This is a genomic window from Edaphobacter sp. (assembly GCF_035532915.1).
GTDB lineage: Bacteria > Acidobacteriota > Terriglobia > Terriglobales > Acidobacteriaceae > Edaphobacter.
Genome location: NZ_DATKQC010000441.1, coordinates 1 through 13,660 on the forward strand (window position 1 = coordinate 1; position 13,660 = coordinate 13,660).

The 13,660-nt window shown below is 57.5% G+C and carries 9 protein-coding genes; 5 read left to right on the forward strand and 4 right to left on the reverse strand.

Annotated elements, in window-relative coordinates:
• The 4 genes from VMU57_RS20620 to VMU57_RS20635 all read right to left on the reverse strand — a co-directional run.
• On the reverse strand, positions 1-753 hold a 753-nt coding region (locus VMU57_RS20620; RefSeq protein WP_325386877.1), incomplete at its 3' end, for a response regulator.
• 95 nt (positions 754-848) lie between these two features.
• Positions 849-2,258, reverse strand: a complete 1,410-nt coding sequence (gene glmU / locus VMU57_RS20625) for a bifunctional UDP-N-acetylglucosamine diphosphorylase/glucosamine-1-phosphate N-acetyltransferase GlmU (RefSeq protein WP_325386879.1) — start codon at positions 2,256-2,258, stop codon at positions 849-851.
• A 24-nt stretch (positions 2,259-2,282) separates the two neighbouring features.
• The gene (locus tag VMU57_RS20630) at positions 2,283-3,773 is read right to left on the reverse strand and encodes a pitrilysin family protein (RefSeq protein WP_325386881.1); all 1,491 of its coding nucleotides are present in this window, start codon (positions 3,771-3,773) and stop codon (positions 2,283-2,285) included.
• Positions 3,770-5,326 (reverse strand): pitrilysin family protein, encoded by a 1,557-nt coding sequence (locus VMU57_RS20635; RefSeq protein ID WP_325386883.1) that lies wholly within the window; start codon positions 5,324-5,326, stop codon positions 3,770-3,772. The genes VMU57_RS20630 and VMU57_RS20635 overlap by 4 nt, the downstream gene beginning before the upstream one ends.
• A gap of 257 nt (positions 5,327-5,583) precedes the next feature.
• Here VMU57_RS20635 and VMU57_RS20640 point away from each other — a divergent pair, with 257 nt between their 5' ends.
• The 5 genes from VMU57_RS20640 to VMU57_RS20660 form a co-directional block, all read left to right on the forward strand.
• On the forward strand, positions 5,584-6,807 hold the full coding sequence (locus VMU57_RS20640; protein ID WP_325386884.1) for a glycoside hydrolase family 88/105 protein: 1,224 nt from the start codon (positions 5,584-5,586) through the stop codon (positions 6,805-6,807).
• Between the two features lie 144 nt (positions 6,808-6,951).
• A complete protein-coding gene (locus VMU57_RS20645; RefSeq protein ID WP_325386885.1) occupies positions 6,952-9,405 on the forward strand; it encodes a 3-hydroxyacyl-CoA dehydrogenase/enoyl-CoA hydratase family protein in 2,454 nt (817 codons plus the stop codon).
• Between the two features lie 21 nt (positions 9,406-9,426).
• Positions 9,427-10,602 (forward strand): acetyl-CoA C-acyltransferase, encoded by a 1,176-nt coding sequence (locus VMU57_RS20650; protein WP_325386887.1) that lies wholly within the window; start codon positions 9,427-9,429, stop codon positions 10,600-10,602.
• A 26-nt stretch (positions 10,603-10,628) separates the two neighbouring features.
• A complete protein-coding gene (locus tag VMU57_RS20655) occupies positions 10,629-12,452 on the forward strand; it encodes an acyl-CoA dehydrogenase family protein (protein ID WP_325386889.1) in 1,824 nt (607 codons plus the stop codon).
• Positions 12,453-12,603: 151 nt separating this feature from the next.
• Positions 12,604-13,660 (forward strand): S53 family peptidase (locus tag VMU57_RS20660; RefSeq protein ID WP_325386891.1); only part of this gene is annotated, 1,057 nt, incomplete at its 3' end.

Consider the following 13,660-nt stretch of genomic DNA (forward strand, 5'->3'; position numbering starts at 1 on the left):
TATCTTGCGCACCATCTCGTAGCCGCGCTCGCAGTGCTCGCGCATGGTGCTCATCTCGTCGGTGTTGAGGCGGCCGGGCTTGAGCAGGATGCTGTCGGGGGTGGCGATTTTTCCGATGTCGTGCAGGAAGGCGCCGCGGGCGATGGTGCGCAGCTCTTCGGTTTCGATGCCTATGGAGCGGGCGAGGGCAATGGTGTAGGCAGTGACGCGGCGGGAGTGGCCTTCGGTCTCTTCGTCGCGCAGGTCGAGCGCGTCGCCCATGGCTTCGAGGGTGATGTCGTAACTGCGCTCGAGGTCCTGCATGGTGGAGCGGAGGCGGCCAGTGCGGGTGGAGACGATGGATTCGAGGTTGTGGCGATAGATGGCGTTCTGCTTGCGAAGGCGACCATGCTCCATGGCGCGCAGGATGACGCTCTCGAGTTCGGCATGGGAGAAGGGCTTGAGAAGATAATCGATCGCGCCGCGGCGGAAGGCGCTGGTCGCGACCTGGGTATCGTTGATGGCGGTGCAGATGACGACGGGGATGGCGGGATAGTCGAGAGAGATATCGTCGAGCAGGCTGAGGCCGTCTGTTCCGGGCATGATGATGTCGGTGAGGACGAGATCGTAGTCTGGGTCTTGCTGTAGACGGGCCAGCGCCTCGTCGGCGTTCTCGGTAGCCGTGATGACGTGGCCGTTGTGTTCGAGCAACGCTGTTAGAGTTTGGCGCACAGAGGCTTCGTCATCGACGATCAGGATTCGTTTCCGCATCATGGATAGGCACTTTTGCGCAGTAGCGCAGCCGCTCGTGCGATGGACGGAAACGAGTGGCTTACCAGTTCTTATCGGCGGGAGTAACTGTTACTTTATTACTTTTTCGCGGCTCGCCTGGCTGCTGCCCAGCCCGGCTTGTTGGCCTGACGGCTTCGGCCCAGCGCGAGTGCGTCGGCGGGAACATTCTCGGTGATGCAGCTTCCGGCGGCGACGTAGGCACCGGCTCCAATCGAAACTGGAGCGACGAGGGTGGAGTCGGAGCCAATGAAGGCGCCGTCCCCGATAATGGTCTGGTGCTTATGGACGCCGTCGTAGTTGCAGGTGATGACACCCGCGCCTACGTTGACTCCTGCGCCGATGGTAGCGTCGCCGAGATAGTTGAGGTGGTTGGCTTTGGAGCCTTTGCCCAGGGTTACCTTTTTTGTCTCGACGAAGTTGCCGACGTGGGCGTTTTCGCCGATGCGGCTCTCGGGGCGGAGATGCGCGTAAGGACCGAGGATGGCTCCGTCGGAGACTTCGGCGCTATCGAGGATGCAGCCGTTGCGTACTGTTACTCCGTTGCCGAGAGTCGACTGCTGAATGACGGAGTAGGAGCGGATGCGGCAATCGGTGCCGATGGTGGTTGCGCCGAGTAGCTGCACGTAAGGTTCGATGGTGGTGTCTGCGCCCACGGTGACGGCGGCGTCGATGACACAGGTTTCGGGGCGAAAGATGGTAACTCCCTGGGCCATGAGGCGTTTGGCTGTTTCGAGGCGCATGGCGGCGTCGAGGTGCATCATTTCCGCGATGGTATTGGCTCCGAGGACTTCGTTGACGCTGTCGGCTTTGACGGCGACGACGCGCTCGCCATCAGCTACGAGCATGGCAGCCACGTCGGTGAGATAAAACTCGCCGTGGGCGTTATCGGTGGAGAGGGAATCGAGCTTGCGGAAGAGCTTTGTCGTCTCGAAGCAGTAGATTCCGGAGTTGATCTCGGGAGTGGCAAGTTGATCGGGGCGCAGGGATTTTTGCTCGACGATTGCCGTTACTTCCGGCTTGTCGGGAGAGGCGCGCAGGACGCGGCCATAGCCGGTTGGGTCGTCGGGGACAGCCGTGAGGATGGTCATGGCTGCATTTTCGCGGAGATGAAGATCGCAGATGGAGGCTATGGTTTCGGGGCGGATTAATGGCACATCGCCGGAGAGGACAAGCAAGTGTTTGGGGATGGCTGTGCCGGTCTCGGTGAAGTATGCCTTGACTTGCTGGAGAGCGTGGCCGGTGCCGCGCTGCTCGGCCTGGAGGACGAACTGCACGCCGGTGGGAGCGACGGCTGCGCGGACGCGGTCGGCCTCGTGGCCGATGATGCAATAGATTTGGCCGGCGGAGACTACGGTCTTTGCCGCGTCGATGACGTGCAGCAGCAGGGCCTGTCCGCCGATCTCATGCAGGACTTTGGGGCGCTTGCTTTTGAGCCGCGTACCCTTGCCCGCGGCCATGATGGCGATTGCAAATCCAGTGGCATCCATAGATAGATATCGTCTCACGAGGCCCTAGTTGGCGGGCGCTCCGGGTGGGGGAGGAATGGAGATGTCCAGGTCTGTGACCTTGCCGAGAGTATCGAGCTTGGGCGTGATTTGCGCTTCATTGCCCACTACTACGATGGCGAGCTTCGACGGATCGACGTATTTGTTGGCTACTCGCGCCACGTCCGCGGAGGTGACCTTTTCGATGCCGCTCTTGTACTTGGCAAGGAAGTCGGAGGGATAATCGTAGAAAGCGAGGAGCACCTGCTCGTTGAGCGTCTTCTCCGGCGAGTCGTAGTGAAAGATAAAGGAGTTCAGCACCTGGTCCTTCGCCTTGCTTAGCTCGGCCGGGGTGGGCGGCTCGGTTTTTAGCTTGTCTATTTCAGCCAGCATTGCCTTGGTTGCGGCTACCGTGGTGCTGCTCTTGGTGCCTGCGGTGACATAGAAGATGCCGGGATGGTCATAGGAAGCGCCGAAGCTGCCGCCAACGTCGTAGGCGAGACCGAGTTTGGTGCGGACATCCTGCACGACGCGCGAGCCGAAGCCGCCGGAGAAGACCTGGTTCATGACGCTAAGCGCGTAGTAGTCGGGATTGCTGCGCTCCGTGCCGAGGCCGACGATGACGACGTTCGACTGGTCGACATCGCCCTTTTCCGCAAAGTAAATCTTGCGCTCGGGAGAGGTGAAGTGGACCGGTGATGTCTTGATGAGAGTGCCACGCTGCATGGCCCCGAAGGTCTCGCGGAGTTTGGCCTCCATTGTTGCGCTGTTGAAATCTCCGGAGACGGCGACGATCATGCCGTTGGGGATAACAGTTTTGTCGTGCCACGACTTAAGATCAGCCAGGGTGACTGCATCAACCGTGGCGTACTCCTCTTGCCGCGCATAGGGATTGGTCGCGCCGTAGACTTGCTTGACTGCCTCGCGATTGGCAATGTTGCTGGCGTCGTCGTTGCGACGTGCGATGCCGGTTTCAAGCTGCTGCTTGGCAAGCAGAAGCTTGTCAGCTTTGAACGCGGGGTGCTCCAGCAGATCGACGGTAGCGGCGAAGACGGTGTCGAAGTCGCCTTTCAGGCTAGACCAGTTCACTGAGGTTGTGGCAGTGCCACCACTGGTCTCGAGGCTGGCTGCTTTGTTTTCGAGTTCGTCGTCGAGCTTGTCGCCGTCTGTCGTTGTTGTGCCGCTTGTTCTCCACGTCTGTCCGTAGAGCGAGACGAGACCGATCTTGTCCGCGGGCTCGTCGCGGCTGCCGCCTCGAATCAGAATTGTACCGTTGATGAAGGGGAGCTCGTGGTCCTCCTGAAGAAAGATGACCAGACCATTCGCCAGCTCGATGCGCGTTGGCTGTTGAGGTTTGAATGCGTGGAGCGGGGGAATTGGAATGCTCTTCCACGGCTGTGCAGTCGTCGGTGTATGGCCAGCCAGTTTGGCGGTTGCGGTCTGAGCAGAGCTGCTCATGGTTGTCAGCAAAATCGTCAGGGCTATGCCTGCAAAACGCATCGTCGAGAGTCCCTTCATTTTGCACCTCCGGTTTGCGCCGGGGCAGGCGTTCGGGGAGTGGGTAGTTTGGAAGGTGCGAGATTTTGTTGCGGAGGCACAAAGTCAATCTGTGCGCTGGTGCGATTGCTGGCGACGAAGATCTTATTGGCTACGCGACGAATGTCGGCCTTGTTGACGGCATCGATCTTGTCCAATTGTCGAAACAGCTCTCGCCAGTCTCCGTAACGCGTTTGATATTCAGCCAGCTGGTGTGCGAGCCCTTCATTATCGGCCAGGCCGCGCAGCAGGTCGGCGCGGGCGCGGGTCTTGAAGCGGGCCAGTTCTTCATCCGACACGTCCTGCGTTTTCAAACGGTCGAGTTCTTTATGAATCGCCGTACGCATCTGCTCGGGTGTGTACCCGGGAAGTGGAACGGCGTAGACCGCAAACAGTCCGGGATATTTATCGCCGGGAAAGCCGCTGAAACCTTCGGCCTCAGCCGCGATACGCTGATCGCGCACCAGGCTGCGATAGAGTCGCGCAGTCCGCCCGTTAGAGAAGATATCGCTGATGGCGTCGTAGACCGCATCGTCGGGATCGCGATAGTCCGGCCGATGGTAGCCCTCGATATAGAAGGGCTGTGTCGCCTCTTTAATGACAACCGACTTTTCGGCAAACTGTGGCGGCTCGATGGTGGTCATCGGCTCGGGCTTGGGGCCAGCGGGGATGGGGGAGAAGTAGCGCTCAAGGATAGGCATCGCCGTCGACGCTTTTACATCGCCAACGACCGCAATGACGATGTTCGAGGGCACGTAATACTTTTTGTGAAATGCCTCGGCCTCGGTTGCGGTGACCTGGCTGATCTCGCTCTCCCAGCCGACTCCGCTGCGCCCGTAGGGATGCGCCACATAGGCTGTGGCGAGAAGTTGTTCGACCATGCGCCCGATGGGGGAGGAGTCGATACGCATGCGGCGCTCTTCCTGAACTACGTCGCGCTCTTTATAGAATTCGCGCTCGACGGGATGACCGATGCGCTGGCTTTCGAGATAGGCCCATAGCTGCAGGCGGTTTGAAGGCATGCTCCAGAAATATTGCGTGGAGTCTTCTTCGGTGGAAGCGTTGATTCCGACTGCGCCGTTTTGCTCGGCGATCTCAGAAAACTGGTTGGGGATGACGTATTTCTCAGCCGCAGCCTGGGCGTCCTGAAAGACTTTTTTGAGCTGCGCCAGTTTAGCTGCGTCCTGGCCGACGCGCTTACGAAACTCCGCATCGTAGGCGGCATAGGCGACTTCGACCTTGGCCAGGGCGATCTTTTCGGCGGGATAGTTGGTGGTGCCAATCTCAGTGGAGCCCTTGAAGGCCATGTGCTCGAACATGTGCGCCAGGCCGCTGTCGCCCTGCGGGTCATCGGCTGAGCCGGCATCGACCAGGGTATAGAAGCTGAAGACGGGAGCTTCGGGACGCTCGCAGATAATGAGCGTCAGGCCGTTGGGTAGAACCTTTACCGTCGTCCGCTTTTCGAAGCTGGCCAGATCCTGCGCCTTTGCCGCACAACATAAAGCAATTCCCAGCAGCAACGTCGACGCGATCATCCCTCGAACTCGCACAGAACTACCTCCATCAAAAAATGGTTACTGCCAGAAGTCTAACTATACCGAAGTGGAGAGCTTGACCTCTTCTTTCGACGAAGCGAAGAGCAGAACAGACACAGGTTTGAAGAAAAAACCAGCATGCCTAAACTGCGTGTTCTGCGTCTTGTCGAGGCTAAGACAAGAAGAACTCACTTTTGAAGGTTGCATAATGCCGGGGCGCTCGTTATGAATGAAGGTCTGGTTTAATGGAGCCCATCATGTTTTCTATCGAAAAGACGCCTCTTCCGTTCTCACGCAAAAGTCGAAGCTCAAAGATTCTCGGGATCTTGATCCTTGTAACGCTGGTTGGTCCCAGTTTCGGCGCACAGGCACCATCACCGGCACATAAGAAATCGGCGATCACTCCGGTCGATCGCAATGCCGCGGGCGATGCTCCGGATGATCCTGGCCCGCTTGCCACGAATCTCTCCACGGCGATTAAGCCCAAAGCGATCTCCGCAGCGATGAAGAAGGTCGCGGATTGGGAGTTGACCGTCGCCGAGCCCAGCTTCAATCAGGAATGGACATTTGCCGCCTTGTACGACGGGCTGCTAGCGGCTTCGACGACGACTCACGATGCGAAGTATCGCAACGCGGTTCTTCACATGGCCGAGCACTTCGACTGGCAGCTTTTGGATAAGCGGTTTCCTCATGCTGACGATCAGGCGTTGGGGCAGGCCTATCTCGATCTTTATGTGGCTGACCGGAAACCTGAGCGCATGGCCAACACCAAAGCGATTATGGACCGCCTTGTTGTCCGCCAGGACGATCCGAACAAGCTGCTCTGGTGGTGGTGCGACGCTCTCTTCATGTCGCCGCCTGTTCTTTTGCGAACGTATGCGATGACGCATGACCACAAGTATCTCGACTATATGGACCATGAGTGGTGGCTCACCTCTGCCAGCCTCTACGATCAGCAGGAACATCTCTACTTTCGCGATAGCCGCTACTTCACGCAAAAACAGGCGAATGGGCAGAAGCTTTTCTGGTCGCGAGGCAATGGCTGGGTGATGGGCGGGCTTGTCAACGTGCTGGAGTTCATGCCTGCGGATTATCCGAGCCGGGCAAAGTATGTCGAGCAGTTTCGCCAGATGGCGGCAAAGCTCGCGGAGATTCAAAGCCCGGATGGCTTGTGGCGATCAGGTTTGCTTGACCCCGACTCTTATGAACTTCCCGAGGTTTCAGGCTCGGCGTTCATTACGTATGGCATCGCGTACGGAATCAATCATCACATTCTCGATCGGGCGAAGTATGAGCCTGTCGCGGAGAAGGCGTGGAAGGGAATGCTCAGTCACGTTTATGCCGATGGCCGCCTTGGTTCCATTCAGCCAATCGATGGCCAACCCGGCAAGTTCAAACCATCGGCCAGCTATGTCTACGGAGTTGGCGGCTTTCTTCTTGCCGGTTCGGAGATGCATCGGCTCGCTGAATCGAAGCATTAGACGTTGGTGTGACGCCCTGACCTTACCATCCAGAGCAGCGGCTTTATTTATTTAATAGAGTAGGTTTACTCCTTCCTTGACGAAATGAATGAGCATTCAGTATGCTGCACTCGTCTTAGCTTTTGTTTCCGGGAGTACTGCCTGATGCCCCAGAGCAACACAGCACCACGACAGATTTACAAAGTTGCTGTTCTCGGAGCAGGCACTATGGGGTCACGCATTGCTGCTCACATTGCCAACGCCGGACTTCCCGTCATCCTTTTGGATATCGTGCCTCCAGGGACAGCCTCGGACGCTCCAAAGCAGGAGCGAAACAGGTACGCCCTCGCCGCACTGGATGCTCTCAAGAAGTCAAAGCCCGCAGCGTTTTATGCGGTTAGTAGTGCGCGCCTGATTACTCCGGGAAATTTTGACGACGATCTCGCTTTGATCGCAGACTGCGACTGGGTCCTCGAAGCCGTGGCCGAAGATCTCGACATCAAGCGATCGCTGCTCGGTAAAGTGCAGCAACACCTGCAGGCCGGTGCGGTGCTAACGACTAACACCAGTGGATTGCCCATTGCCGATATCGCGGCCAGTCTTCCAGCTGAGGTGAGGCCGCATTTTCTGGGTACACATTTCTTCAATCCGCCGCGCTACATGTGGTTGCTTGAAATCATCACCACCGCTGAAACAGATCCCGCGGTGAGTGCGTCGATCTCTCGCTTCTGTGACCAGCGGCTCGGCAAGACCGTCGTCCGCTCGCACGATACCCCAAACTTCATCGCCAACCGTATCGGTACCTTCAGCATGGGCAATGCCATTCGCCTGATGCAAGCTCAGGGGCTGTCCATCGAGGAGGTTGACGCTCTTACCGGCTCTGCACTGGGCTGGCCCAGAACAGGAACTTTTCGACTCGGGGATATGGTCGGTATCGACGTTCTCGCGCACGTATCCAAAAATTTTGAGGCTCAAGCCTTAAGAATTAAAGACGAGCGAACGGAGGTCGTTCTCGCACCCTTCATCGAAAAGATGATTGAGAAGAAATGGCTCGGTGACAAGAGCGGACAGGGGTTTTATAAGAAGGAAGGCAGAGATGCTGAAGGTCGAGATATCCGGTTGGTTCTCGATTGGCAAACCCTCGATTACAAGCCCAGCACACGGTCGAAGTTTCCCGCGCTCGAAATGGCGAAGAATGTTGAATCGACCGCCGCACGCATCGCGCAACTCCTTCATGCCGATCGATCGAAAGACAAAGCCGCGGCGTTTTACTGGCCGCTGCTTACCGAGTTGTTTACCTACGCTGCCAACCGCATTCCTGAGATCGCCGACAACATTGTTGAAGTAGACCAGGCCATGAAGACCGGCTTCAACTGGGAGCTTGGCCCCTTTGAGATGTTCGACGCCGCAGGAGTACGGGTTACAACGGAGAAGATGCGAGCTGAAGGGCGACCTATTGCAGCCACCGTCGAAAAGCTGCTTGCCGTCGGGGAAAGCTGGTACAAGGATGATGTCGCTGTCCCCAGTGGACGTCTCTTCTTCGATCCCGTGAGCGGTGCTTACAAGCCTGTGCTGCTGGCTGACGGGGTCACGTCACTTGCCGCTATCAAGAAAGTGAACGGCGTAGTCAGGAAAAATTCAGGGGCATCCGTCGTCGATCTTGGTGATGGAGTCGCCGCGATTGAGCTGCACTCGAAGATGAATGCGCTTGGCGACGATATTGTGTCTCTCATTGCCCAAACCTTAAAGCCGGCCAGCCAGCAGGTGGCGGACTTCGAGGCCTTCGTCATTACTGGCGACTCGATTAATTTTTCCGTGGGCGCCAATCTCATGCAACTGCTGCTGACGATTCAGGACGAGGAGTGGGACGAGGTCGATCTCGCGGTACGCGCCTTTCAGAACATGACGCAAGCGATCAAGTTTTGCCGGCGGCCGGTTGTCGTCGCGCCCTACGGCATGTGTCTTGGCGGAGGCACCGAGATCGCCCTGCACGCCGCTGCTCGCCAGCCCCATGCTGAGCTCTACATGGGACTTGTCGAGGCTGGCGTTGGACTTATCCCTGGCGGAGGAGGATGCAAGGAGATGACGATCCGCAGCATTGAAGCGGGCTCCAGCATCCGCCCCGATGCGCGTGGTGAAGGCGTCGAGATCTTCGAGGCGCTCAAGAAGAACTTCGAGACGATTGCCAAGGCAGCGGTCTCAACTTCAGCCGCTGAGGCTCGCACCCTCGGGTTCCTACGGACGTCCGACAGCATTACTGTTAACCGCGACCGCCTTCTCTCTGACGCAAAGTTCCGCGCGCGCGCAATTGCCGACGCAGGATATGCGGCGCCCCTTCCGCGTACCGACATCCCAGCTCCGGGCGAGAGCGTGCTCGCAACCTTGAAGCTGGCTGTCTGGACCATGCGCGAGGGCCAGTACCTCTCCGACCACGACGCCAAAGTAGCCAACTGGGCTGCGCATGTACTGTGCGGAGGCAAGGTCACTCCCGGCACGCTTGTCAGCGAACAATATCTATTAGACCTCGAGCGGGAGGCATTCCTCTCGCTCTGTGGTGAAAAGAAAACGCAGGAAAGAATAGCCTTCACCCTGAAGACGGGCAAGCCGCTGAGGAATTAGAGTCCAGGAGTTTTACGTCCCATGAACGAAGTCGTCATCGTATCTGCTGTTCGCACCGCTGTAGGCAAGGCTCCTCGTGGCATGCTTCGCACGACGCGCCCCGACGACCTGGCTGCGTTCGCAATCATGGGAGCGTTGGAGCGCATACCTCAATTGGATAAAAAGGAGATCGAGGATGTGATTCTGGGTTGCGCGATGCCGGAGGCCGAGCAGGGAATGAACGTTGCTCGTGTTGCCAGCTTCCGCGCGGGCCTGCCTGTAGAAACGGCTGCGATGACCATCAACCGTTACTGTGCTTCTGGCCTGCAAAGTATTGCCATTGCTGCAGATCGTATACGTTCCGGCAGCGCTGACGTGATTCTTGCGGGGGGCACGGAGAGCATGTCTTATGTTCCATTCGGAGGCAATAAGATCTCGGTCAATCCATGGCTGGTCGAGAACTATCCCGGTTCGTATATGTCGATGGGACTGACGGCGGAGCGCGTGGCAGCTCACTACGGCATTACGCGCGAGTCGATGGATCAGTTTTCGTACGATTCGCATCAGAAGGCGCTTGCTGCCATTGCTGCTGGAAGGTTCGAGGACGAGATCATTCCTGTGATAGTTACAAATACAAGCTACGCTCAAGGAAAAGCTGAGCCGAGTGAAATCATCTTCCGGCAAGACGAGGGTCCTCGGGCCGATACGTCTCTTGAAGCGCTTGCGAAGCTGAAGCTGGTGTTTCATGCCAAAGGCACAGTAACGGCTGGGAACTCATCGCAGACGTCCGATGGAGCCGCCGCTGCCGTGGTGATGTCGGCAAGCCGCGCCGCCGCGCTCGGCATTAAGCCGCTGGCAAAGTTCATTGCGTTTGCCTATGCAGGATGCGATCCCGAAGAGATGGGCATTGGCCCTGTCTACGCCATTCCCAAAGTCCTCAAGATGGCTGGACTGTCGTTGGACGACATCGGTGTCATCGAGCTCAACGAAGCCTTCGCCGCGCAATCTCTTGCCGTCATCAAGGTTCTCGGCCTGGATACCGCTAAGGTCAATGTCAACGGCGGAGCGATTGCCCTTGGACATCCATTGGGTTGCACTGGCGCCAAGCTGACCGCCAGCCTCCTGCGCGAGATGCCTCGTCGCAAAGCAAAGTACGGCATGGTAACAATGTGTGTAGGCGGAGGCATGGGCGCCGCTGGAATCTTCGAGACTGAATAACTGTTGATGGATGTAAGGAGATTGCCATGGCTGCAACGATGCTCCCCGTAACTCCCGCCGACAAGAAAATTATTCCCGGTGGCAGCTTTCTCATCTCCAACCCCGGCTCGCAGAATTGTTTCTTCCCCGAAGACTTCACGGACGAGCAACGCCAGATCGCCCAGACTACTGCCGAGTTTGCCGCTAACGAGATCGTTCCCGTCTCTGACCAGATAGAAGCCAAGGATTTTGCGGTCATCCGTCGTCTCATGAAGGAGGCATCCGAGCTTGGCCTGACTTCTGTCGATATTCCCGAAGAGTTTGGCGGTTTGGATATGGACAAGAGCACGGCTGCCATCATTGCCGACAACATCGCTCGGCAGGGAAGCTTCTCGGTCATCTTCTCGGCGCACGTCGGCATCGGCACGCTGCCCATCGTCTGGTATGGCACGGCGGAGCAGAAAAAGAAGTATCTCCCTAAACTCGCCAGCGGCGAATTCATTGGAGCTTACGCGCTTTCGGAGTCCACCAGCGGCTCTGATGCCTTGAGCGCCCGTACCCGCGCGGTCTTGTCCGAAGATAAACAGACCTACACGTTGAACGGCGAGAAGATGTGGATTACCAACGCCGGATTCGCCGATCTCTTTACCGTCTTTGCCCAGTGCGCGATTCCGGAGGGGCCTAAAGCAGGGGAAGAAAAACTCACTGCTTTCCTTGTAGAGCGCGGCACTGCTGGCCTCGCCATTGGCAAGGAGGAGCATAAACTTGGTATCCGCGGCAGCTCAACCTGCCCGCTCAGTCTGACGGATTGCAGGATTCCGGCCGCGAATCTCCTTGGCGAAGTGGGTAAGGGAGCGCACATCGCCTTCAACATCCTCAACGTCGGCCGCTACAAGCTAGGCAACGCCGCTGTGGGTGCAGCCCGGATGGCGCTCGGTAACGGCATCCGTTATGCCAAAGAACGCAAAGCCTTCGGAAAATCCATCTCTGAATTCGGCCTGATTCAGGAAAAGCTTGCGGACTGCGCTGTCGGTGTTTTTGTCGGGGAAGCACTTTCGTACCGCACTGTAGGCATGATCGACGCGGCTCTGGCAAACGTCGACAAACACGATACAGCGGCTATTCAAAAGGCCATTGAGGGCTATGCCGTCGAGTGCAGCATCGTCAAAGTATGGGACTCGGAGATGCTCGACCGTGTGGTCGACGAAGTGCTGCAAATCTACGCAGGTTACGGCTACGTCGAAGAGTATCCCGCCGAGCGCGCCTATCGCGACTCGCGGATTAATCGCATCTTCGAAGGCACCAATGAGATCAATCGCCTCATCATTACCGGGTGGCTCATCAAATCGGCAATGTCGGGCAAACTCGCGCTGATGCCTGCCATTAAACAGTTGATGGATGAAGTCATGGCTGGCCCCACCGCGAAGGAAGACCGAGAGGGGCCGCTTGCCGCTGAAGCTGATCTCCTCGCCAGTGCCAAAAAAGTGACACTCTTCGCTGCCGGAGCAGCCACCCAGAAATATATGGCTGCGATATCCGACGAGCAGGAGGTCATGGGAGCTATTGCGGATATGGTCATCGAAGTCTACGCGATGGAGTCCGCGATCCTGCGTGCCGAGAAGATCGTCGTTGGCAAGGGAAGCGCTGGTGCCGAAATTTCTGTCGCTATGGCCCGTATCTATGCCGCTGGCGCAATGGAGAAGATCGAGCTTTGCGCCCGCAAAGTCATCGCAGCCGTAGCCGAGGGCGATATGGCTCGAACCCAGTTCACCATCCTCCGTCGCCTCGCCAAGCATGACCCGGCAGATACCATTGCGCTCCGCCGCCAGGTGGCCCAGCATATCGTCAAGGCGGGAAGGTACGCTCTTTGACTTCAACAAGCTTCATCCTGTGCATAACATCACGCGCGACATCAGAATGGCTATTAAATTGCTGCTAAGGCTCAAGAGTAGGGCACGTAGCAGTCTTTATTTAGGTTAAGGCCATTGTTGATGTTCAATCGTTGTGCAGGAAAGAGTAATTATGCAGAGTCGCCGCTCGTTTGTGGGTACTATTTTTCCTATTCTTAGCCTCGTGTTCGCTCTTTGTTCTCTGGGCCACGCAGCCGTCCCCAACCGAATCGCCTCGGTTGTCCCCGAGGCCCGCAGACCGGTTCAAAACACAGTCTCCCCTCGCGCTAAGAGTTCAATCGACCTTGGAGCCGCTCCCGGTTCGCTCAAGTTGAATGGGCTGATGCTGCAGTTCAATAAGACAGCCGCACAGAGGGCTGCCCTCGACCAGCTTATGGCCGATCAGCAGAATCCCTCCTCTCCGCGCTATCACCAATGGCTGACACCGCAGCAGTTTGGCGCACAGTTCGGTCTCAGCGCCGACGACATCGCCCACGTCACCTCCTGGCTCACGGCGCAGGGATTTACCGTGACCGGAGTTGCCAAAAGCTCAACCTTCGTCACCTTCAGCGGCACGGCGGCACAGGTTCAGCGAGCCTTCGGAACCACAATTCACAGTCTGTCTCTTAACGGTGAAAGTCATATCGCCAACGTGACGGACCCTGTTCTGCCGTCGGCGATTGCCAGCGTCGTCGCGAATATAAGCGGCCTCAACGACTTTCGACCTGAGGCACATCTGCGCGTCCATCAGGTTCCGGCCAACGCCATCCGCCCGCATTTCACGGCGCCGGGTAACACGACATTTCATGCTATTGCCCCTGCTGACTTCAACATCATCTATAACGTCAATCCACTCATTGCCAGCAATGGTCTCTCCGGCGCTGGAATAGGAGGCTGCTCCAATCCTTCAGTGCCCTGCGGAGACATCGCGGTGCTGGGGCAGGTCGATATCACCTCCTACACCAATGACCTCAAAGCTTTTCGCACCGCCGCTGGACTCCCTGCAGCTCTTCCCGATATTTTGAGCTTTGGGGCCAACCCCGGCGCGCCTTCGTCTGCCTGCATCAATAATCCCAATACCACTCCCAATTGCCATCCTGCACTCTCCGATCTTCAGGAATCCCTGTTCGATATCGAGTGGGCTGGTGCTATAGCTCCTTCGGCCAAAATTCTCTTTGTTACTTCAACGA